Source organism: Candidatus Stoquefichus sp. SB1 (assembly GCF_001244545.1).
Lineage (GTDB): Bacteria > Bacillota_I > Bacilli_A > Erysipelotrichales > Coprobacillaceae > Stoquefichus.
In genome coordinates this window covers 41586-66811 of the sequence record NZ_LN852693.1, presented here as the reverse complement: position 1 = coordinate 66811, position 25226 = coordinate 41586, and the positions used below count along the sequence as shown (strand labels likewise).

Genomic DNA, 25226 nt, shown 5'->3' with positions numbered 1-25226 from the left:
CTATCAAACAGTCCTCCTTATTTATTCACTTTTAAACTGCATATTATACAAATATGCATATTGACCCTGCTGAGCCAATAAATCCTCATGTGTCCCTTCTTCACTAATTCCTTCAGCTGTTAAAACACATATACGTTTTGCATTTTTAATTGTTGATAAACGATGAGCAATAACAAAAGTCGTACGATTCATTGCTAATGATTCCAATGATTCTTGAACAATATGTTCACTTTCATTATCCAAAGCACTAGTTGCTTCATCAAAAATCAAAATAGGTGGATTTTTCAAAAAGACTCTGGCAATGGAAAGACGTTGTTTTTGACCACCAGAAAGTTTGACCCCTCTTTGTCCACAATCAGTATTATACCCATCAGGAAGTTCCATAATAAAATCATGAGCATTGGCTTTTTTAGCAGCTTCAATGACTTCTTCATCGGTTGCACCAAACTTACCATAACGAATATTATCCATAATTGTTCCAGCAAATAAATAGACATCCTGTTGAACAATACCAATATTTTGACGTAAAGAAGCCAATTTTACATTTCTAATATCTTGACCATCAATTGTAATAGAACCTTCAGTGACTTCATAAAAACGTGGCAACAATGAACATATTGTTGTTTTTCCAACTCCTGATGAACCTACTAAAGCAACATAATCACCAGGTTGAACTTCTAAATCAATATTTTTGAGTACATAATCTGTTTTATCATTATAGCGAAATCCAACATTTTGAAAACAAATATGACCCTCAACATTTTTTAATTCAATAGCATCTTTCGTATCCTTAATATCAGGCTGTACCTCAAGAATTTCCATAAATCTTTCAAACCCAGTTGCCCCTTCTTGAAATTGTTCTGTAAAATTAATCAATTTTTTAACAGGCTCAATTAAATTTGTAATATACAAAACAAAAGCAATTAAATCAGGTGTCGTAATTGAATCATGACTAATAAAAATCGCACCAAAAAAGATAACTGCAACAGTAATCATACTAGTAAAAACACCTAATCCAGAATGATATTTTGCCATATAAAGATAACTATTTCTTTTGCTGTTTACAAAATTCATATTCTCAACTTTAAATTTATCCATTTCCTTATCTTCATTAGCAAAACTCTTTACAACACGAATACCAGATAAATTATCTTCAATTCTTGCATTGATATCACCTATTCTTTGTTTATTACGTTTAAAAGCTTTTTTCATCTTTTTATTGTAATACAAAGCAAAACCACCCATGATAGGAATAAAAGCAAAAACAATTAAAGTTAAATTCAAATTAATTGTTGATAGAATAATAAATGCTCCAACAAATTTTATTAAAGATATGACAATATCTTCTGGTCCATGATGATAAAGTTCTGTTAATGAAAAAATATCATTAGTAATACGTGACATCAATTGTCCAGTCTTTTGTTCATCATAGAAACTAAATGAAAGTTTCTGATAATGTTCAAATAATTCATTACGAATATCTCTTTCCATATAAGTTCCCATCACATGCCCTTGATAAGCAACATAAAAATTACAAAAGAACTCAACAATCACTAAAATCACCATAAAAATACCCAACTGATAAATACGATTCAATTGAATGGGTGTTTCTAATAAAATAACCCCTGTAATATATCTGGTAATCATTGGAAATGCTAAGGTAATTCCAGCAGCCACCATAGCACAAAACATATCCGTTAAAAACAAGCGTTTATATGGTTTATAATATGATAAAAATTTTCTAAATCTTCCTTTCATTTTCCCTTCTCCCCCTTAGTTCTCTCATTCTAACGCATTTTAAATCATCCGTCTAGAGAAAAAGCCTACAAATGTAGGCTTAAAGTATATAATCAGATGGATCCACATGTTCTTCTTCAATTAAACGATTAATTTCCTCACTATCATCATTTAAAATTGAAAAAGCAATATTCGTAGCATGATCTCCAACTCTTTCTAAAGCTGCTGCCAAATCAGAATATAACATTCCTTCTCTTGGAGCCGTTTCTTTTCTTTTTATATCTGTTAAATAAGCCTTTTGAAGCCTATCTTCTTTTCGATCAATTAAATCTTCTAATTTTAATATTTCACTTAAATGATCAAGTGATTTTTGCGTAAACATTTCTAAACTTAATTCTAATTCAGAATTAACCATGGTTAAAAGTTCACGAATTTCAACTTTACGTTCATGTGTAAAACGATATTTTTTTCTTTCACATGTTAATGTAATATTCGCAATTGATTTCGCATGGTCACCAATACGTTCAATATCAGCAATAACATGGAATAATGGACCAATAATACGTGAATCCTCATCAGGCAATGGTGTCTGATTAATATGGTTCAAATATTCAAAAATAGCATGATTCAAAAAATCAATGTGTTCCTCATTTTTAGCGATTTCTTCTTGCGTTGATGTATCAACATTCAACAAAGAATTGACAGCAATATTTAAATTCTTACGAGCCAATTCAGCCATACGTTCGACTTCATGAATGACCTGTGGAATGGCAGTTGTTGCTGAAAAAGCCACTTTATCACTAATATATTGAAGCGTAAAGCCATGTTCCTCATCATCACCAGGCACTAATATATAAGTTGCCTTAACAATCAATTTAGCAAACGGATAAAGAATAATCACCTGGAAGACTTTAAAAATCGTGTGTGCGTTCGCAACATTTCTTGCCATTGCATCATGTAATGCCTGTCCTGTTAAATGCTGAGAACCAGTCAAAGCCATAATACCTGTTTCGATATAAGGCATAAACAATTGTAATATCACAACAATGGCTAAAGAGCCAAAGACATTAAATAAGAAATGAATATATGCTGCACGTTTGGCATTTTTCTTGCCGCCTAGACTGGCAATTAACGCAGAGACACATGAACCAATATTGCATCCTAAAATAATATAGAAACAAATATGTAATTGCAACAATCCCTGTGATGCCAGCAAGATAATAATACCCACTGTTGCTGATGAAGATTGTAAAATAGCCGTAATAGCAAACCCAACCAAAATAGCCAAGAATGGATTCGTTAATGTTGATAGCGCATGAACAATAACTGGTGAATCTTTAAGTGTTGACATGGCCGCTGACATAGAAGACAAACCTACAAATAAAATACCAAATCCTAAAATCACTTCACCAATTTTTTGAATATTAGGTTTCTTTGATGACATAACCATAATCACCCCACCTAAAACAAACAATGGTGCAATTTCAGATAAATTAAATGCAATTAACTGTCCTGTAATTGTTGTCCCAATATTAGCTCCCATAATAATACCAGTCGCCTGATATAAATTCATCAATCCTGCATTGACAAAACTAACAACCAATACTGTTGTGGCTGATGATGATTGAATAACAGCAGTAAAAGCCATTCCTACTAACATCCCTACAAAAGTATTTTTTGTCATTTTTTCTAATATCGTACGTAATTTGGCTCCCGCAACATTCGCTAGAGAATCGCTCATGAGTTTCATCCCATATAAGAACATCCCTAGTCCTCCCATTAGCGAGAAAACTAACGTCAAATCCATAAAATGACCTCCTCATTTTCGTCATTTTTTTACAAAGTTACAATCGTATTATACTATATTCTCAATCCCTTGAAAACAAACAATTTACATTTTTTTAACAATTTCTTAATATTATCTTAACATTCTAGTAAGATAGACAATTTTTGAGATGTTTGATATAATACACAAGAAAGTGAGCTGATGATATGAAATATATTTTTAAAATAATGAATTTTCGTCCTTACGAACATGAATTATTACAACAAAAACTAAATCGTTTAGGTCAATTACATTATAGTACAGATGATTTATCTTTCTTATCTATTTTCAAAAAAACAGATACTCCTGTTTACTATAAAATTGATTTCTTTACTCCAAAAGGTAAAAACAAAGCAGACAAAAAGAAAAGCAAAGAACTTTTTTATGATCCTTACTTAGATGAATTTTATCAACCTATTTACAATAAAAAAGGAATGTATGTTTTTATTGGAGACCATGAAATTCCTGAACTTATCAAATGGGAAGAAAAACAAGATTTTATCGATGATAAAAAAAGATTAAATTCTCTTAATGCATTTGTTATTGCTTTACTTGTTACAATTTTCTTTATTGTTGGTTCTCTTTATGCTATGAATATTGATACTTTTTTAACTTATGGTATAACAATTGCCTATATTGGTTTGATTCTAGCACTCTGTACAACTGTTTTTCGAACATTTTGTAATCTGTTTTATACCCATCTATTTTATAAACAATTACAAGTCAAAAAACATCAGTTACCACAATCTACATTATCTCTTTTAAGAAAAATATATACAATTTTCACTGTAATATCAGTCATTTTTATTGCTGGTGGAATGATAGAAGATACTTTGAATGCTCAATCATTTACAATTCAAGAACATCCTCTTTTAACATTAAATAATTTAGGAATCAGTGGAGAAACAAAACTATCAACTCAAAAAAAATCAAGTTTTACAGTCCCACATTCCTATTCATCATTAGAGACTGCCCCTGATAATTCCTTACTTTACCTTAAAGAATATCAACTGCACTCTGAACAATCAGCCAGCCAATTAATGCATGATTTTAAAAAACAACCTGATTTATATTTATGTACATCTGCCAAAATAGAAAACAATGTTCTTTATGGCTACTCACAAAAAGATTTAACAACTTTGATTATTCAAAACAAAAATCAAGTGATCCTTGTTTCCTATGGATTCATTCCTAATGAAACACAAATTCAAACAACAATTCAATATTATCAAAAATAAACATGGGATGATGAAAAGTCATCCTATGTTTATTTCAATAGATTATTCTTTAACTTAAATATGACCATCTTACTTGATTGTTACAATATCTTCAAATTGTTTTCTTTGAGGCATTTCTACTTCAAAGTCACTATATCCTACCGCAATTACACTAACAATTGATTCATTTGATGGGATATCAAAAATTTCTCTTATCTTTTGAGCATCACGAATTCCCATAACCAAAGTTGAAAGACCAAGTTCTGTTGCTTTTAAAAGCAAGTTCATATTATGCATTCCACAATCATAATAACCCCATCCATTACCTAACTCATTGCTGGCGTTTCCATTGCGTTCAAATCCTGAACGATCTAAAACAATGGTAGAAACAATCAGGATAGGTGCATTTTCTACATTATGCTGATTAAACTCAGGTAAAGCTTCTTTAACTTTTTGTAGAGTTTCAACTGACGTAGCTATATAATAACGTGTCACCTGAGAATTTTTCCATGAAGGAGCTAGTATTGCTGCTTGAATGATTTTATGTAAATCTTCATCTGATACAGGTTGATCCACATACTTTCTAATACTTCTTCTTTTTTCTAAAACTATCTGTAATTCCATTAATAATCCCTCCTTTGATAGTTTCATTATATCAAATTTATCTTCCAATTTAAAACAGCTTTAATACAAATACTCTACTTGATAGAACCAAAGGATTAGTTTTGCAATGATTCTTAAATTCATCATTTCTATACTTTATAAAAAATATGATATCTAAAAGTCATTTCTAATCAGAATAAATTTATTGACATTAAAGTATAATTTTATTTATATCCGTAAAAACAGATAATCCAAAATGACTTAGATAAACAAGTTATTTTGGATTACTGATTATTCTTAAACTTTTTATATAGCTATAATATTTATTTTATGAATTTTAAAGCTTAGTAAGCATAATTAATCTTCTCTATAATTATGACTTATATCAAATTGGCTTGCTATAACAGGTTTGCTATAATAGTATCCTTGAATATAAGTACATCCCATTTGAGCTAGTATATCAACTTGTTCTTTCAATTCCACACCTTCTGCAACATTATATATATCCATTTTTCTACACAGATCAATAATACATTCTAATGTCCATTGAGATTTTTTGTTTTCAATCAAATAATCAATAAGCTGTTTATCAAATTTCAAAGTATCAAAATGAATATCTGAAAGAATAGAAATATTACTATATTTAGATCCAAAATCATCAAGAGCAAGTCGATATCCAGCCATTTTTATTTCATGACATTGTTTAATAATCGTCATTCGCTCTATTTCACCAATATTTTCAGTGATTTCTATCTCAATGAGTTGTGTATCGATATCATATTTTTTATGAATTTGATTCATATAGTCAACAAGTTCATCACTTAATAAAGTTACTCTTGAAAAATTTAATGAAATAGGGATAAGCGGTATTCCTTTTTGTTTCCATAATGTTAAAAGTTTATGTACCTCTTCAAAAATCAAAAAATCAACATAAAATATTAATCCTGTTGTTTCTAGATAAGGAACAAACTGCACTGGTCCAACAAGTCCATGTTTTTCATCTTGATATCTAATTAAAGCTTCAGCTCCTACAACATGTCCATTTGCACTATTTACTTTTTGTTGAAGAAACATTTTGAGATATCCTTTTTGGATTGCATCTATTAAATGTTTATAAGCATATTGCTTATTACCATCATTTTCATGAAACATAAAAAGTTCACCATAACTTAATTGTTTTTCCATATTTCTTTGCTCAATCGCATTATTAACCAAGTTAAATAAAGAAATTTGTTTTTCCGCCCATGAAACACCTACCGTTACTTGACAGATTGAACTGATGTTTTGTTTTATAGATATAGTTTTTTTAATAAAACTTTCATAAGTTATATTTTCAAAAACAAGTAAAAATTCATCACTATCAAAACGATATACATTGGCATATTCTTTTTCCTTCCCTAGTTCATTAGCTAATCTTACAATAACAGAATCGCCATAAGCCAATCCATATATCTTATTCAATTCTCTTAAACCATTAATATCTATTACCATGATACCTAATGAAATCAATGTATCAATATTTAAATTTCTACTATAATGAAAGAAACTCATGCGATTTTTAACTTTCGTTAAAGAATCAAATTCCTGATAATATTCTATCTTTTTTTGAGCAATGAAAAGACGCTGTTCTCTAATGATTGTCAATAAAATTGCCTTCAAAAATGATATTTGTTCTTGATTTTTCTTGATTCCACTAACACTCAATAAAGCTGATAGCTCATTATTTTCAAATAAAGGTATCATAATTGCAGGATATTCATCTTTTGTATATAACTGAGAATATAGTAATGTTTTTAATTGTTCTATACTAAGAAGATTATCAACTTTATACTCTATAGCCCACTGTTTTATTTTATCAATATGAATGAGTAAACATTCTTTATACTCCAAATAGACAAGGGTCTCTTTCTTATTTTCAACAAAATAATCTTGAGATATATCATATAAAAATGCTCTATCACCATCATAAAACTTACGTATTTCTCCTAAAGCCTCTTGAATATTGATGGGAAATGGTAAGGAGTATAAATAATTAGTAAATGTTGATAAATCTAATTCATTTTTTGTTTGTGAACATTTTTGTTCATCATCATTTATCATTATTTCTAATCCTTCAATATGCGTATTTTCAGATATATCACGCATTGATTTTTTAACTTTATTATAAAGTTCATCAAATGTTTTTGATGTATAATCAATAGTTGCTCCAAACATGATACTAATCCTATCCTGAATTCCTGGAACAATTGAATATATACGCATAGATTGCTTAATTTCATTAACATAACGAAGAATACTTTCTCTATCAAAATCATTATAGATAAAAACAACAAACTCTCCTGTATACAACTTCCCAACCACTTTATTTTTTGAAAAACATAAAAGTAAATAACTGGCTATTTCTTTTAAGACTCCATTGATATTATTTTGATTATTTAACACAAAATGATTCAAATCAACATGAAATAATAAAAATGCAAAAGGTTTATGATCTTGCAACTGTTCAGATAAAATTTGTTCAATCATTGCAGCAACTGTATCTCTTGAATAAATACCTGTCAAAGGATCTTTTTCAATATTTTTATGAATTTTTCCCTCTAATACTTTATTCATCATTATGTCCTGTAAAACACCAAGAATATGCAAATCATTTCCATCTAGGAAAATCTTACTGATTGCTCTCACCCATGATAAATGACCTTGAGTATCTTTCCTGCGATAATCACAAGTCAGGATATTTTCACCATGTGAATAGGCCTCCATAAGAGCTTCTTTACTAAAAATATTTTGAACTCTTAAAATATCCTCTTGTGTTGCAGAAAATTGTTTTTGTAATTCAAGAATATCATCATATGTCAATAAATTTTCATATTTCACATCAATACTATGAAATTGATCAATTTGGTTTTTCGTAATATTACAATCAAAATATGCTATTAAATCCTTGTTTTGAATCACCTGATAAAACAAATCTTTTTGGTATTCCATTTGTGTTTCTTTTTGTTTAGTCACATCTTTTCCAACTGCAATAGCAATACAAGGATGACCATAGTCATCATATATCATATGGTAATGAATACGTTGCCACCACCAATGCTCATTATCTATACCTCGGGTCAAAATATCAGCTTGAATTTCAGGAATTCCCTTTTCAATTTCCTGATACATATCACGTACAATTGGAATACTCATTGGATGAATGACTCCTTGTTCTATCATTGATTCAGGGGTTTGATATTCTACTATACTAAGTGAATTCTTTTTTGAAATACCTTCAGTTAAATATAAACGTTTTTGCTTTAAATTATACTCCCAAACATTCATATGTGATTTTTGTAAAGCCGTTTGATAAACAAATTCTTTATGTTTAAGTTGTTGAAAAAAATCAATATTTTCTTTAGATTCATAGTTTTTATTAGACACATCATCGATATATTTTGTATCATATTCTAATTTCTCATGACCTCTATGAGTCAGGAAATGAAAATGATGATCATTTTCATAAACAACAAACTGGTTTTTACCATTTTTCTTAGCTTCATACATAGCGACATCAGCCTTATGAAACAATGAAAGAAAATTATCTCCATGGAAAGGATATATACTGGCCCCGATACTAAATCCTAAATCAATATGATATTTATCTAAGAATCGCTGATGAATTAAATCTTGAAATTTTTTAATTCTTTCATTTAATTCATCCAAAGAAACATTTTGTGTTACAAATATGATAAATTCATCTCCACCATATCTACCAATAGTTTGATCTTCAAAAGCAGTCTTTAAATTTTGAGAAAGTTCATATAGTACCCTATCTCCTTCTAAATGTCCTAAATTATCATTAATATTTTTAAAATCATCAAGATCAAGAAGAATCAGAACACATGTTTGATTTCTAAGCAAAAGCTCATCAATTTTTTTTAAAAAACCACGGCGATTATAGAGTCCTGTTAATGGGTCATAACTAGCCTCTTTTAAGGATTCAATAATTTCCTGTTTTCTTTCATGAATATCAGTAATAATACCAATCATATTGAGTAAAGTTCCCTCACTATCACGAATAGCCGTTGCTTTTGCTTCGACCCAATGGTATCCCTTATTTCGATATTTAAGACGATATTCACATTGCATTGAATTTTCACCATTTCGCAAAGATTGAAAAGCATTTAATAGGACCGTTTTATCATCTTCATAAATAATATCAGTTGCAAACATTGAAGCTGGAAAATTATCTAAAGGTACTTTATACCCAAAAGTTTTTTCATAATTCTCTGAATAGTAAACCTGATTATTCCTTACGTCCATTTCAAAAATAACATCTTGTGTTTGTTCCATGATAATTTGAAATCTCTTTTCACTAATAGCAAGATTCTCTTGGATTATTTTATCTTCAGTTATATCATGAAAAATACAATGAAAATATTTTCTATTCTGTGAATCCTTTAACAATTGTGCACTAATCCATATCCATTTATATTCACCATTTTTACACACTAATCGATTCTCATACATAAAAGTATGTCCTTTTTTTAACTGTTTATTGATTTCATTGAGAATATCATCACGTTCTACCATACATATGACATCCATAAGATGATTTTGATATAAGTCTAAAAACTCTTCTTGTGAATAGTCAAGGAGTTGAAAGAGTGATTCATCTGCATAGAGCAATGTTAAATGATCATCATATAAGCATTCAAACACACCTCCTAATGACGCTTCCACAATTCCAGCATTGTTTTGTATGTTCATAATCATCCCTTCTTTCAATAGATTAAGTTAATATTATTGTACTAAGCTATTACACAACAGCACTCATATCTCCTATATTTACTTTGCCTCTTTAAGCAAAAAAGACTATCAATATTGACATTTCCTTCATTCATAACATCACTATATTAATAGTTTATCGTTCACTATCCTTAACAATAAATATCTATTTTCACATATTTATGTACGTAATAGCATACCTAAACGGACTTTGTTCAAAGTTAATTAATAGAGAAAATTAACATAAAAAAACTGGTTATTGTGGAATAATCAGCTAGTACTAAATGGTATAGGTTAGCAAATTTTTTTATTTTAAAACAGATAACCTACCAATGATATAGTCATTATACCAAATATTGGGAATTGATACAATTAAATGTTGTGATTTTTTTGTGATAATTCAATTAAAAACATAACAATATATCTTAACAAAACCTTTCATCCTCATTAGAAGTTATCTTCATAATGATTCTTTTCTACATGATAAAATTCCTTTCATAGTATGATTGAAGTGATCACTTCAATCTATCAAGAAAGGAATCATAGTTAATATTTTATCAATGAATCGTATCTAATGTACTATAGGAATCAAAAAAATTTCAAACAACTTTTATAAATTCAAGATGCAGATGGTTTGAGAAATTCTCAAAATTAGATAAAAAAGGTAGAAACAAATGACTTTTCATCACTTTTTCTACCTTCATTTCAAATCTGAATTTCTAGAGAATTAAAGACTATTTGGTCTTCTTCCTAAATGAAAGTCTCAAATTCTTTATTTATTTGCATCTACCATTAATTGACAAACTTTATTTGAAAATTCAACTGGATCTTCAATTGTAAAACCTTCAATCAATAAAGCTTGATCATATAATAATGAAGCATAATCTTTAACTTTATCTTGATCTTTATCAAAAATAGATTGTAAAGCTGTAAAGATCTGATGATTAGGATTAATTTCAAGAATTCTACCTGCTTTAATTTCTTGACCATCTGGCATTTGATTTAAAACTTTTTCCATCTCAAATGAAACACCTTCACTACTTACTAAACAAACAGGATGTGTTTTTAATCTTGAAGAAACTTTAACATCTTGAACTTGTTCTTTTAATGCTTCTTTTAAAGTTTCTAATAAATCTTTGTTATCAGCATTTACTTTTTCAAGTTCTTTCTTTTCTTCTTCACTTTCAATATCTAAATCACCTTGATTAATATTCTTGAATGGTTTTTCCTGATAATCTCTTAACATCTGTAAACAGAATTCATCTACATTATCAGTTAAATATAAAATATCAAATCCTTTATCCTTAACCATTTCTACAGTTGGTAAATGATCAATTTTTTCAATTGTTTCACCACTTGCAAAATAGATTTCTTTTTGGTCTTCTTTCATTGATTCAACATATTCACTTAAAGTGATAAGTTTCTTTTCATTTGCACTATAGAATAATAATAAATCCTGTAATTTATCTTTTAACATTCCATAACTGTTATAAATACCAAATTTTAATTGTAATCCAAAATTCTTAAAGAACTCTTCATATGTTTCTCTTTCATTCTTTAACATTTTTTCAAGTTCACTTTGGATACGTTTTTCAATTTTATCAGCAATTAATTTTAATTGACGATCATGCTGTAACATCTCACGTGAAATATTTAATGATAAATCTTGTGAATCAACTAATCCTTTGACAAATCTAAAATGTTCTGGTACCAATTCACTTGCTTTATCCATAATAAAGACACCACGTGAATATAATTGTAAACCTTTTTCATAATCTTGAGAATAATAATTCATTGGTGGTTTTGAAGGAATAAACAATAATGAATCATAAGAGATTGTTCCTTCTACACTGTTATGCATAACTCTCATTGGATCATTAAAATCATTAAATTTATCTTTATAGAATTCATTATAATCTTCTTCTGTAATCTCTTTTTTTGGTCTCTTCCATAATGGTACCATTGAATTTAATGTTTTATTTTCAATCACTTGTTCATATTCATCGCTATCTTCTTTTTGTTTAGAAGTTGTCATATCCATATTAATTGGATAATGTACATAATCAGAATATTTCTTAATTAATCTTTGAATTTCATATTCATCTAAATACTGATCATAATTTTCATCATCAGTATTCTCCTTTAAGAATAAATTAATTCTTGTTCCATGATTTGGATATTCGCACTCATTAATTGTATAACCATCACTTGTATCAGATTCCCAAATATGAGCAACATCTTCACCATATTTTTTAGAAATCACTTCTACCTTATGAGCAACCATAAATGCTGAATAAAATCCAACACCAAATTGTCCAATAATATCAATATCTTTTTGTCCATCTTCTAAAGCATTCTTAAATTCAAAAGATCCAGAATTAGCAATTGTTCCTAAATGTTCTTCTAATTCTTTTTCATCCATTCCAATTCCCTGATCAATAATTGATAACATACGATGATCTTTGTTAATAACAATTTGAATAGATAAATCATCTCTTGAAATACCATTAATATTTTCTGTTAATGCTTTATAATATAATTTATCAGAAGCATCACTTGCATTAGAAATCAACTCTCTTAAAAAGATTTCTTTATGCGTATAAATAGAATTAATCATTAAATCCAATAATCTTTGTGATTCAGCTTTAAAATGTTTTTTTCTTGCCATACTCTCGTCTCCTTTTAGCACTCAATCACCATATGTGCTAATAGTATATTACACCTTTATCTTAGCACTGTCAAGAAATGAGTGCTAGAATTTTAGAGTTTTTTATTTTCAAAATAAAAAAGCAAAGAAAACAATTCTCTGCTATATATTGTAAAATCATAAAATTGCCAAATAACATGATGTCATTATCCATCAAGATAAAAATTATTTTGTATATTGACTATCCAAGTCATATTCTTTTCTAATAGAATTTAGTCTTTTAAATATTTCTTTTTTATACTCTGGTAAACAACTTCCTTTGGGATATAAATGCTTTAATTTCCAATAAAGTTCTTCGTCATATTGACGAATAGAATTTAAAAAATAAGGTTTTGTTTTGCCTCGTAAATACATTGTTCCAGGAACAACATAATCCAAATCAATTTGTTTTGCTAATTTATAAATAGCTTCCATATTTTCATAAGAATCAGTGATATATGGAATAATAGGCATCATTAAAATACCTACAGTTGCTTTCGTCTTTTGTTTAATAATTTGTAAAACTTTCATTCTTTCCAAACTGGTTGCCCCACGAGGTTCAATAATTTTTTGGATTGTTTCATCAGCACAAGTCACAGTACAAGTGATATTAACAAATGCAACTTGAGAAAGTTCATTTAATAAATCAATATCTCTTAAGATTAAAGTTGATTTTGTAGATATATTAACAGGATTTTGATATTTAATCATTAATTTTAAAACATCTCGCATGAGTTGAAGTTCTTTTTCACATGGCTGATAGCTATCACTAACGCTTCCAAAATTAATAATTTGTTTTTTCCAGCTTGGCTTACTAATTTCTTTTTCTAAAACTTCAACAATATTTTCCTTATAATAAATATGATCATAAAAATGAGCATCCTCTAAATAATCATGTGAATATAATGCATAGCAATATAAACAGCCATGTTCACACCCACGATAAATATTAACATCATGTTCATAAGGCATACCACCACGAACTTTACGTATGGCACTTTTACATTGGATTGGTATATACTTCATCATTTCACATCCTTGAATATATTGTAACATAAATGAGTGATAAAATCGCTATCACATACAAAAATCCACTCATATGTGAGTGGAAAGTAAAACATCTTCAATCATGATTTATCTGGTAAGATGAGATTTAAGATAACACCTACAATTGCTGCTAAGGCTGTTCCAGATAAAGTCGCACTTCCACCTAATGGAAAAACAGCACCACCAAGTCCAATGACCAACATTGCAGAAGCAATAATAAGATTTCTTTGTTTATTAAAATCAACTTGGGCATCAATTAAAATACGCAGTCCATTACTGGCAATAACACCATATAAAAGAATACTCATACCACCCAATACACAAGTCGGTATAGAACTGATTACGGCTGCAATTTTGCCACAAAAAGAAAGCACAATAGCAATGACAGCGGCACCACATGTGACATATACAGAACCGATTTTTGTTAAACCAATGACCCCTGTATTTTCTCCATAAGTTGTATTCGCTGGACCACCTAAGAATGCAGATACAGCAGTTGCGACACCATCACCAATTAAAGTTCTATCCAACCCTGGATCTTTTAAAAAGTTTTTCCCACAAATTTTCCCTAAAACTGTATGATCACCAATATGTTCAGAAATTGTCACAATGGCAACTGGCAAAATAGCAAGTGTTTCAGGTCCAAAATAAAACTGATATTCTCTAAAATGCGTTCCCATGAAATCTGGAACAGAAAATGGAAAAGCAAACTGTGGAATAGAAAACCATGCTGCTTTGGCTATACCACTTAAATCAACAATACCAAAACACAATGATAAAATATAGCCTACAATAATAGCAACTAAGAAAGGAACAATTTTTAAAAATCCTTTGGCTTGACTAGAAATCAAAGCAGCCACCAAAAACGTCACAATTGCAATAATCATATAACTGATTTTACCATTCGTAACAAATCCTGCATTTGTAATTGCATTCCCGGCCAATCCTAAACCAATAACTGCAATCATTGGTCCAATGACAATAGGTGGTAGCAATTTATCAATCCAATCTTTCCCCACAAATTTAATAACAATCGCCACAACAACATAAATCAAACCAACCAAAATCAATCCAGTTTGAGCAGCAGAAATATTGCCATTCATTGCTTTGACCGCCAAAATAACTGCTGTAATATAAGCAAATGATGATCCCAAATAAACAGGAACTTTACGTTTTGTACATAATGTATAAATCAATGTTCCAACTCCAGAAGCAAATAAGGCCACTGAAACAGGAAAACCTGTCAGCATAGGAACAAGAATCGTTGCTCCAAACATTGCAAAAACATGCTGAAAACTTAAAAACAACCACTGAATGCTCTTTGGTTTTTCATTAACATCAACAATTAAAGCCTTTTTTTCATCCATATAACTCTTTCTCCTTTTGACATATTGTGACTATTATATCAAAAGATTATCTATTTGTCTTGTGGATTATTAATCAAATGAGCATTCCCAAAAGGAATGATTTTTTGCTGATGATAGAAAAGACCACCATCATTACCAATCGTATAAATTGGTAAACCTCTTTCTTCAATCACTCTTTGAATACTTGCATCTTGAATAGCACTATGACAATAATGAACCTCTATTTCAAAACCACTGACCAAACCTAAACCTTTTTGATAATGATAGCAAGGATAATCATCATCAGGAGTGATATGATATTGATCAAACTGTACCATCGCACCAGCACTGGCTCCTATTATCAATTGATGATTGCAACGTATCATTTCACTTAATCCAAATTCATTTAAACGCTTTAAATATTGATCTGGCAATCCGCCTGTTAAAAAGAGAATATCGGCAGACATAACCTTCTTTTGTGCAATTTGCTGACTATCCCTAAAATAGTCAACAAATTCAATATCATAAAGACCATAATAATGAAATGGTCTTAATATATAGGGGACATGTTTTCCATTGATTCCATAATGCTGATCATAATCATCTAAAGTTTTGACTTCCTTGTCATCAAATGAAAAAGGGATAACAACGACTTTCATATCCTGCTGTAACAATGGGCGCATGATTTCCTGGGCCCACTCTTCATGAAAATCATAAGAACTTAATAATATATTCATAAAAACCTCCTTATCTCTATCATATAATATTTGAAGTCAAAAACAAAGTTATATTCCAAGTCCAATGAAACGAATCAAATCAACAAAAGAATGTGCTCCTATCGCCGATAATAGATTGATTTTTCTTGACATAAAAGCAAAAGGAAGTCCAAAAATCAAGGAAAGAATAATAATACTCATTATATCCATTGGATAATTATGCATCAATACATGTGGCAAAATCATGATTAAATAAGATAATATTGTTTGGATACGGTTAAAATGAATATTGTGAGTGATTTGTAAACACAAAGCATATAAAAACATTCTAAAAAATACTTCTTCAAAAATTCCTGCTCTTAATGCATCGAATAAAAAATTTAGTTGAAAAGAAATATGCAAAGAATAACTATTCATGGCTAATAATAAATTGATACAAGCAAGTAATCCTCCAATAATGAATATAAAAAACAACGTTTTGTATAATTCATATTTCTTTTTTGAATGATATAATACCATTTTTGAAGGATAATTTGACATCATCACTTGAGCAGATAGATAGGCTAAACAAACAAAGATAGCAAGTAGTGGATGAGATATCATTGTTACGATTCCTAAGATAAGACTTATAATAATATCACTCTTTCTTATTTGATTTTTTAATTTCAAAAGAAAATATAAAGATAATATCCCAATCAAAACAAGCCACAATATCATCATATTTGTTCGACTAGCAAATAAAGAAAATAATATCAAAGCAATATTAAGGACAACCAGTTTTTTTGTATTTGTATCGTTTGTAAAAAACATATATATCCTCCTAAAAATTTAATTTACTTGCGAAATATTATCCCGTATTAATAAATAAAAGACAAATCCAATAACAGTTATTGAAAAGAGTACATACCCTACTGGCTGAATATGTCTGATTTTACAATCTGTATAAACATATTTTAAAATTGTTATTAAGAAAACAAGATATGCACAAAACATGAAAAAGCCTGATAAACCAGCTATAAAATTAACAACATTTGTTTCATAATGATATCCCTTCATCACGATTGCACATAAAAATATAACAATGAATAATCCTAAGAATATAATTATCGGAATCATAACTTTTTTTCTAAAGAGGAATTCTTTAAAAAAGTCAGGTGATTCATATTCTTTCTTCAATTGAACATCATTATCAATCAAATCTTCTACTGATACTAAAAATATCTCTGATAACCTTAATAAGTTATCTGTACTTGGTTTAGATAACCCCTGTTCCCATTTACTGACTGATTGACGACTGACCCCTAATAAATAAGCAACGCTTTCTTGAGATAATTGATTTTGAACTCGTAATTCTCTAATTTTTTCTCCAATTAACATAAACATCCCCCTTTGATACGACAAGCATATCAAACTCTTATCAATTCGTCTACCAACTGTTTCGCAACCGCACCATTTTCTTTGTCAACTTTTAGTAGCAAATAAAAAAAGCACATCATTTTTAATAATGTGCCTTCATCATTATATTAATCTAAATCTTCACCGTTAGATTCAAATGCTTTTTTCACCCAAGCAAATGATTTCTTAGGAATACGTTTTAAATCTCTCATATCTTTGTTTGTTCTATTGACATAAACAAAACCATAACGTTTATCCATATTACACATACTTGCTAAAATATCAATAGGTCCCCATGTAATATATCCTAAACATTTAACACCTTCTTCAAACATCGCATTTTTCATTTCTTGAATATGATCTCTATGATAATTGATACGATAATCATCTTCAATCATTTTTCCTTCTGCTAACATTTGATCAATTTCTTCTTGTGTATAATCTTCACGCCAACCAATACCATTTTCTAAAACAAATACTGGTAAATCAGAACGTACAGCCAAATCATTTAATGTCCATCTAAATCCAATTGGATCAATTTCCCAATTCCATTCATTAGCTTCACAGTGTGGATTTTTTACACAATGTTCATTTACAATTTCATGATATGGTCTTTCATAATCAAATTCACCTTCAGTAATTGTATTAGAACGATAATAACTAAATGCAATATAATCAACTGTATATTTTAATAATTCATCATCGCCTTCTTCAAATGTAGGCATCCATCCTCTATTTTCTAAGTAAGCAACCATATAATCAGGATATTTTCCTTTGGCAAAAACATCACAATGGAAACCATTCATATATTGATAAGCTTGCCATGCAAATAAGTTATTCTTTGGTGTATTTGTATATGGATAAATATTTGTAACTGCATTCATTCCACAGAACTTAGCATCAGGCTGTAATTCTCTTAAAGCTTTAACTGCCTTACAATGAGCAATAAAAACATTATGATTCACTTGATACAAATGTTTTGGAAGACTCACACCTTCAGGAATTTCTTCAGCATTAGAAACTCTTAACATCATACCATGTAAGTTTTGTTCATTGAAACTCATCCAATGTTTCACTCTATCTCCAAATCTTTCAATACATACTCTTGCATATCTTTCAAAACAATCAACAACATGACGAGACGCAAAACCATTATAATTCTTAACCAATTCATATGGCATATCAAAGTGAACTAATGTAATCATTGGTTCAATTCCAGCAGCTAATAATTTATCAATTAAACTATTATAAAAAGCCACCCCTTCTTCATTAACAGGTTCATCTAATGAACCATTAGGAATGATTCTTGACCAACAAATAGAGAAACGATAAAAATTAAATCCCATTTCTTTCATTAACGCAATATCTTCATCATAACGATGATAAGCATCAATTGCAACATTCCAATCAGAAAATTCAGGATTCATAGGTCTTACATCATAAATACAAGTTCCTTTTCCTCCTTCATCTCTAGCACCTTCAGTTTGAAATGATGAAACTGATCCACCCCAATAAAAATCTTTTGGCATTTTCTTTTCCATTCAAAAATATCCTCCTTATTCTTTCTGTTTCCATTGTATTTCAAATAAACAAAAGTGTAAATATCTAAAAACGACTTTATAATATCGTTTCATAATTCATATAAAAATTCATCATTTCATGAAACAAAGTTTCATAAAAAAGAAAACCTGAATGTGATTTCATTCAGGTTCACTCATTATTCAAATTCATTTGTTCTTGCAACTTCTCTTATCCATGAAGCAGATTTCTTTTCTTTACGTTTATAACCATCATCTAAGCAAACTCTTACAAATCCATAACGATTTTTAAATGCATTACACCAAGACCAGTTATCAATTGCTCCCCAATAATGATATCCTAAGCAATTGGCTCCATCTTCAATTGATTTTGCAATCCATTCTAAATGATCTCTTACAAATTCAATACGATAATCATCTTGTATGATACCATCCTCATCCATGAATTTTTCTTCACCTTCAACACCCATTCCATTTTCTGAAATAAAGAATGGTAAATCAGGACATTCTTTTTTGATTTTCATACCAAAATCATAAATACCTTTTGGATAAATTTCCCATCCACGATGAACATTCATCTTTCTTTCAGGCCAAATATATGGTTTAGAAATACATGGCAAACCATTTTCATCAAATTTTGAATCAGGAGCCTGAACTCTTGTAGGCTGGTAGTAATTGAATCCTAACCAGTCAACTTTACCTTGAGCAAGAATTGCTTCATCACCTGGACGTCTATTGATTTCTACTTTCCAGTCATTTTCTACTGTATCAATAACATCTTCAGGTAAATGTCCATGAGCAACAACATCTAACCACCAACGATTATGTAATCCATCTGTCATACGAACAGCTTCTAAATCTTCTGGTGAAGGATTTTCTTTTGTATAAGGTGGCGCAAAACAGTTAATCATTCCAATTTTTGCACCTTCTATTAATTTTCCTTCTTTTTGAAGTTTTCTAAAATTCATCACTGCTAAACAATGTGCTAATGTGATATTGTATTGAACATTAATTGATTGTTTAAAATCTTTTTGATATGGATACCACACGCCATGTAAAAATTGTTGTTCTGGTTCAACAATAGGTTCATTAAAAGTAAACCAGTATTTGACTTTTGTTCCAAATTCTTCCATTGCTTTTTTAACAAAATTAGCATAAGCTTCAACAACTTCTCTATTTTGCCAGCCACCACGTTTAATTAAGTATTCAGGCATATCAAAATGATACATATTCATATAAATATCAATGCCATTATCATTAGCACAATCAATTAATTGATGATACCAGGCTGCCCCTTCAGGATTAATGTTTCCATCTTGATCTAAAAGTCTTGTCCACTGCATTGATGTTCTAAAAGATTTAAAATTCATACTTTTTAATAATTGAATATCTTCTTTATATTTATGATACATATCATTTCCAACATAAGAACCGACATTATTATGAAAAGCATTGATTTCCATATCTGAATACATATCCCAATAAGAACGAAGTCGGCCACCAACATTCCAGCTTCCTTCAGTTTGTGGTCCAGACATTGCTGCACCAAAGAAAAAATCTTTAGGTAATTTAATTGTCATTTTTATTCCTCCTGTTTCTATACTTTCATTATATTGGAAAACATGATGATGGTAAACAGATATCGAACTGTTTCAAATTTTTTTCATAATCATTTCATAAAATCTCACTTTTATGAAACTTTGTTTCATGATATACTAATAATGGTGATAAAAAATGAGTATAATGACACAATTAGAATTTGAACTTGAGTTCTCTGATTCAGAAAAAGAAATTGCTAGATATATTTTAAATCATGGTGATGATGTTTTAAGCATGTCTGTTAAACAACTGGCACAACATACTTATACATCGCCTGCAACAATTGTGAGATTATGCAAAAAAATCGGTCTTGATGGATATAATGATTTTAAAATTAAATATTCTGCTGAACTTCAATATGATTTGCATCATACTGATCGTATTGATGTCAATTTTCCTTTTGACAAGGAAGATTCCTACCCAATTATTTGTCATAAACTTGCAACTTTATCTCAAGAGGTTATTGCTGATACAATTAAATTAATTGATTTTCAACAACTTGAACATATTATTGATTTGATTTATCAATATCCGACTATTGATATTTATGGTTCAGGGAATTCGTTATTAGCAGCTATGAGTTTTCAACACAAGATGATGAGAATTTCTAGAGATGTTAATCTCAGAGTTTTACATGGAGAACAAATATTTATGTCTTACAATACTAATCATGATAGAATAGCAATGATTATTTCTTATTCCGGTGAAACAAATGAAGTGATTCAAATTGCTCAAACACTTAAAGAAAAAAAGACCCCTTTAATTGTTTTGACTTCTATTGGGGATAATCGTTTATCGCATTATGCTGATTATATTTTAAATATTGGCTCACGTGAAAAGATTTTTACAAAAATTGCTCCATTTGCTTCACAAGCTTCAATGGAATACTTAATGAATGTTATTTTCTCAGGTATTTTCCAAAAAGATTATGAAGAAAATATTCAAAATAAAATCAGTTATGACAAAAAGAATGACTCTCGTCATCCTTTATCAAGTCCTGTTACAGATTAAAACAAAGATAATTGCTCTGTTTTTATTTGATGTTTTTTATAAGCATTGATAATATCTTCCATCTTATATAATAAACCATATTTTTGACATTCTTTTTGAAATACATATTGTAAATGCTGACTATTTTTACTACGACACTCATATCTCACACCATAGCGTTTGAGATATTTTTCTTTAAGGCCAGGAAAATGTTCATCTAATTTTTGATAATAATAATCTCTTTGTCGATCTCTTAAAGTGACTCCAAAATATGAATGAATAAACTTTGCTTTATGAATATGAGCGAGTCTCACCATTTCTTTAACATTTTCTTCAGTATCATTGATAAAGGGTAAGATAGGATGCATTAAAATACCTGTGAATATTCCCGCTTCACTCATTTTTTGAATGGCTTCAAAGCGTTTTGAAGATACACTCACATGTGGTTCTATGATTTTTGATAATTCATCATCAAAAGTTGTAATGGTCATTTTTATAATAACATCATTATATTTTTGAATATCCAAAAACAAATCAATATCTCTTATAACCAAATCACTTTTTGTCTCTAATGAAACACCAAAATGATAATCACGAATAAGTTTTAAAGCACCACGAGTCACTTGCATATCTTTTTCAAAACCATTATAGCTATCACTCATAGCACCAATACCAATAACACCTTTTGTTTTTTTCTTCATCAATTCACGATTTAAAATATCTAAAGCATTTTCCTTCACTTTCACTATATCAAATTCATCATTTTGATAACACTCACTACGGCTATCACAATATATACAGCCATGATGACAACCACGATATAAATTCATATTATAATCATTTCCAAACCAATAATGAGGATATTTATTCTTACTTAAAATAGTTTTTGCTGGAATAGATTGCATATATATCTCCTTTTTTTCCTACCTAACAAAATCAGTATAGAGTCAATACTGATACTCTATACTGATATCTTTTTATTCTTATGACTTGTCATCATCTTTATCATCATTTGAAGCAATCTTTCCACCTAAGAAACCAGCTAATAAACTCTTCAAATCAATCCCAATAGATTCATTCATTCCTTCACTAACCTGAGTTGCAGTTGTCACAATATCAGAAACTAATTTGGCACTGTTTCCTTCACCATACATTGTGATTTTATCAACATTTTGAAGTGGTTTAGCGGCTGCTTCAACAGCTTTAGGTAACATATTAAAATACATTTCCATTACAGCTGCTTCACCATATTTCTTCATAGCATCAGCCTTTTTATTCAATGCTTCAGCTTCTGCCATTCCTTTTGCTTCAATCGCTTTGGCTTCTGCTTCACCTTTGGCTTGAATACCAGCAGCTTCCTGTTCCATTTGATATTTCACAGCTTCTGCCTGAGCCTTTTGGGCTTCAGCATCTTTTTGCATTTCAAATAATTGAGCTTCGGCATCTTTTTGACGTTTATATAATTCTGCATCTGCTCTTTGGGCAGCAGCGAATTTTTCAGCTTCAGCTTGTTTTTTAATCTTTGCTTCTAATTCTTGTTCAGTGACTTCTACATCTTTACGTCTTAATTCAATTTCCTTTTCCTGCTTCATGATATTGGCATCAGCAGTTGCAATTTCTATTGATTTACGAGATTGTTCTTCTTGAATCTTATAAGCTGCATCAGCTTCTGCCTGTTTAGCATCAGCAATTTTTTTAAGTTCTGCTTTTTTAATTGCTAATTCATTATTCTTTTCAGCAATAATCGTTTCAGCAGCGATTTTCGCATCATTTGCTTCTTGTGATGCTTTGGCCTGTGCCTGAGCAATATCTCTTTCACTGACAGCACGAGAAATCGCAGCATTTTTTTGAATCTTAACAATGTTATCTACCCCTAAGTTTTCAATAACACCATTACCATCAACAAAATTTTGAACATTAAATGAGACAATATCTAATCCCATCTTCGCTAAATCTGGTTCTGCATTTTCTTTTACCAATTCAGCAAATTTTTGACGATCGGAAACCATTTCTTCTAAGTTCATACGTCCTACAATCTCACGCATATTCCCTTCAAGAACTTCTCTTGCTACATTTGCAATATATTCAACTGGCTTATTCAAGAAGTTTTGAGCAGCAAGATTTAATCTTTCTGAATCATCACTAATCTTAATATTAACAGCTGCATCGACATTAATATTAATATAATCAGCAGTTGGAACCGCATTTGATGTTTTCACATCAATAGGAATTAACTGTAAGTTTAATTCATCCTTTTTTTCTAAAAAAGGAATCTTAATACCAGCTTTTCCAATTAAAACTTTTGGTTCTTTACGTAACCCTGAAATAATATATGCTGTATCAGGTGAAGCCTTCACATATCCCGTAACGATAATGATCAATACAACAATAGCAACAAGCACCCCAATAACAACAGGCATATTTTCTAATAGTATTTCCATAATTTCCCTCCGTATCTATCTTATGTATATATTTTACCACTTAGTCATTCATCTAGGCAACAAATATCGACAAAATCGTATTCCACAAAAAAAAGAGGAAACTTCATTCCTCTTCAATCAATCTATTAAGGTGCGACTGGTGCCTGTGGTGCTGATGGAGCATGAGGAATATCTAAATCATCAAACTCCCCAAAACTAATCCCCACTCTCAAATCTCCGTTTTGATTAACATAGATAATCTGATACCATTTATGGCTTCCTTCTTCTTTTAAATAATCAATATTTCTTTCCATAGCAAAACCAATTCCAGTCAAAATAACACCAATTCCTAAAAGCAACCCAATAACTGGAACAACCAGTTTATGCATACTCATTGATTTTAACATACAATTCCCACCTTTCTTAATGTTTGAAGACAGAACATTTTCACTGTCACTGTCATTTTTTTAGAATTTTCAAAAATAGTTCCTGAAACACGATATGTCAAGGCAATTCCCAAAAGTCCAACAGCCCCAAAAATGGCACTCACTCCAAGTTGTGTCACCCCTAAAGAAATAGATTCAATAAACAAAGGGAATGAACCAAAAATACCTATTAAAAATCCCAAAGACCCAGCAATTCCAAAAGCAACAGTCATTATTGGTATACACCAAACAATAATATATGCTGACAACAATAAGCATAATCCAGCTGCCATAAGTGATCCCCAAAGTGGAAATCCTAAAACCAATAAAACACTTACCCACGCTGAAGTTGTTGTTTTCATTTTTTTAATTTCAACAACTTCTTCTCCTTTCACATTTGCGACTGCTTCTTCAATACTTCCTAATTTTGATATAGCATCTTCTTCACTATATCCATCTTCAATCAAATCAGCAATCATTTCTTCATAATAGTTCATCACTTGTGTGACAGTACTATAAGTTTCATCTTTTAATTCCGCTTCTAATTTTTCAATAAATGCTTGTTTAGTCATTGTTTAACTCCCCTTCTATATAATGATAAATATTTTCTATTTGATCCCAGCCATTTAAAAAATCTTTTAAATGTGTTTTTCCAGTTAATGTGAGTTGATAATATTTTCTTAAGCGACCATTATGTTCTACAGTATAAGTTTCTACATAATCATGATTCTCTAATCTTTTAAGAATTGGATAAAGTGTCGATTCAGATATATCTATACATTGACTGACATCTTTAATAATTTGATAGCCATACGAATCATGGCGAACCAAACTTGCTAAAACACAAAATTCCAGAAAACCTTTTTTAAGTTGTGTATCCATTATATACCTCCTTATGTCTTATACTATACA

The 25226-nt window shown here is 29.8% G+C and carries 19 protein-coding genes; 2 read left to right on the top strand and 17 right to left on the bottom strand.

What is annotated here, in order from left to right; all coding sequences use genetic code 11:
- Positions 1 to 21: 21 nt before the first annotated feature.
- Both BN1865_RS01485 and BN1865_RS01480 read right to left on the bottom strand, forming a co-directional pair.
- The gene (locus BN1865_RS01485; RefSeq protein WP_050635493.1) at positions 22 to 1758 is read right to left on the bottom strand and encodes an ABC transporter ATP-binding protein; all 1737 of its coding nucleotides are present in this window, start codon (positions 1756 to 1758) and stop codon (positions 22 to 24) included.
- Positions 1759 to 1837: 79 nt separating this feature from the next.
- Positions 1838 to 3544 (bottom strand): Na/Pi cotransporter family protein, encoded by a 1707-nt coding sequence (locus BN1865_RS01480; protein WP_050635492.1) that lies wholly within the window; start codon positions 3542 to 3544, stop codon positions 1838 to 1840.
- A gap of 185 nt (positions 3545 to 3729) precedes the next feature.
- Here BN1865_RS01480 and BN1865_RS01475 point away from each other — a divergent pair, with 185 nt between their 5' ends.
- On the top strand, positions 3730 to 4800 hold the full coding sequence (locus BN1865_RS01475) for a hypothetical protein (protein ID WP_050635491.1): 1071 nt from the start codon (positions 3730 to 3732) through the stop codon (positions 4798 to 4800).
- Between the two features lie 69 nt (positions 4801 to 4869).
- Here the strand turns inward: BN1865_RS01475 and BN1865_RS01470 are convergent, their stop codons facing one another.
- The 10 genes from BN1865_RS01470 to BN1865_RS01425 all read right to left on the bottom strand — a co-directional run bounded on the left by BN1865_RS01470 (position 4870) and on the right by BN1865_RS01425 (position 20460).
- Positions 4870 to 5403, bottom strand: coding sequence for a nitroreductase family protein (locus tag BN1865_RS01470; protein ID WP_050635490.1), 534 nt, complete (start codon positions 5401 to 5403; stop codon positions 4870 to 4872).
- A 336-nt stretch (positions 5404 to 5739) separates the two neighbouring features.
- A complete protein-coding gene (locus BN1865_RS01465) occupies positions 5740 to 10134 on the bottom strand; it encodes a diguanylate cyclase domain-containing protein (RefSeq protein ID WP_050635489.1) in 4395 nt (1464 codons plus the stop codon).
- 790 nt (positions 10135 to 10924) lie between these two features.
- Complete coding sequence (htpG, locus tag BN1865_RS01460; RefSeq protein WP_050635488.1) at positions 10925 to 12820, bottom strand: molecular chaperone HtpG; 1896 nt, start codon at positions 12818 to 12820, stop codon at positions 10925 to 10927.
- 204 nt (positions 12821 to 13024) lie between these two features.
- Positions 13025 to 13864, bottom strand: coding sequence for an SPL family radical SAM protein (locus BN1865_RS01455; protein ID WP_050635487.1), 840 nt, complete (start codon positions 13862 to 13864; stop codon positions 13025 to 13027).
- A gap of 101 nt (positions 13865 to 13965) precedes the next feature.
- Entirely contained in the window at positions 13966 to 15252 is a 1287-nt protein-coding gene (locus BN1865_RS01450) for a uracil-xanthine permease family protein (protein ID WP_050635486.1), read from the bottom strand.
- 50 nt (positions 15253 to 15302) lie between these two features.
- Positions 15303 to 15968 (bottom strand): Type 1 glutamine amidotransferase-like domain-containing protein, encoded by a 666-nt coding sequence (locus tag BN1865_RS01445; RefSeq protein ID WP_050635485.1) that lies wholly within the window; start codon positions 15966 to 15968, stop codon positions 15303 to 15305.
- A 48-nt stretch (positions 15969 to 16016) separates the two neighbouring features.
- Positions 16017 to 16757 carry a CPBP family glutamic-type intramembrane protease gene (locus tag BN1865_RS01440; protein WP_232780289.1) on the bottom strand — a complete coding sequence of 247 codons (741 nt, stop codon included), beginning with the start codon at positions 16755 to 16757 and terminating at the stop codon, positions 16017 to 16019.
- A gap of 18 nt (positions 16758 to 16775) precedes the next feature.
- Entirely contained in the window at positions 16776 to 17324 is a 549-nt protein-coding gene (locus BN1865_RS01435) for a helix-turn-helix domain-containing protein (protein WP_050635484.1), read from the bottom strand.
- Between the two features lie 146 nt (positions 17325 to 17470).
- Positions 17471 to 18883: a glycoside hydrolase family 1 protein gene (locus tag BN1865_RS01430; protein WP_050635483.1), complete on the bottom strand. Its 1413-nt coding sequence runs from the start codon at positions 18881 to 18883 to the stop codon at positions 17471 to 17473.
- A 176-nt stretch (positions 18884 to 19059) separates the two neighbouring features.
- Positions 19060 to 20460 carry a glycoside hydrolase family 1 protein gene (locus BN1865_RS01425; RefSeq protein WP_050635482.1) on the bottom strand — a complete coding sequence of 467 codons (1401 nt, stop codon included), beginning with the start codon at positions 20458 to 20460 and terminating at the stop codon, positions 19060 to 19062.
- A 154-nt stretch (positions 20461 to 20614) separates the two neighbouring features.
- On the opposite strand from BN1865_RS01425, the gene BN1865_RS01420 reads away from it, so the two are divergent.
- Positions 20615 to 21490 carry a MurR/RpiR family transcriptional regulator gene (locus tag BN1865_RS01420; RefSeq protein ID WP_050635481.1) on the top strand — a complete coding sequence of 292 codons (876 nt, stop codon included), beginning with the start codon at positions 20615 to 20617 and terminating at the stop codon, positions 21488 to 21490.
- Here BN1865_RS01420 and BN1865_RS01415 read toward each other — a convergent pair.
- From BN1865_RS01415 to BN1865_RS01395, 5 genes are all read right to left on the bottom strand, one after another.
- Complete coding sequence (locus BN1865_RS01415) at positions 21487 to 22374, bottom strand: SPL family radical SAM protein (RefSeq protein WP_050635480.1); 888 nt, start codon at positions 22372 to 22374, stop codon at positions 21487 to 21489. The genes BN1865_RS01420 and BN1865_RS01415 overlap by 4 nt on opposite strands.
- Positions 22375 to 22452: 78 nt before the next feature.
- Entirely contained in the window at positions 22453 to 23910 is a 1458-nt protein-coding gene (locus BN1865_RS01410) for a flotillin family protein (protein ID WP_050635479.1), read from the bottom strand.
- 125 nt (positions 23911 to 24035) lie between these two features.
- Entirely contained in the window at positions 24036 to 24296 is a 261-nt protein-coding gene (locus BN1865_RS01405; protein ID WP_050635478.1) for a hypothetical protein, read from the bottom strand.
- Complete coding sequence (locus BN1865_RS01400) at positions 24290 to 24886, bottom strand: DUF1700 domain-containing protein (RefSeq protein WP_050635477.1); 597 nt, start codon at positions 24884 to 24886, stop codon at positions 24290 to 24292. The genes BN1865_RS01405 and BN1865_RS01400 overlap by 7 nt, the downstream gene beginning before the upstream one ends.
- A complete protein-coding gene (locus BN1865_RS01395; RefSeq protein ID WP_050635476.1) occupies positions 24879 to 25196 on the bottom strand; it encodes a PadR family transcriptional regulator in 318 nt (105 codons plus the stop codon). Before BN1865_RS01395 ends, BN1865_RS01400 begins: the two co-directional genes overlap by 8 nt.
- Between the last annotated feature and the right edge of the window lie 30 nt (positions 25197 to 25226).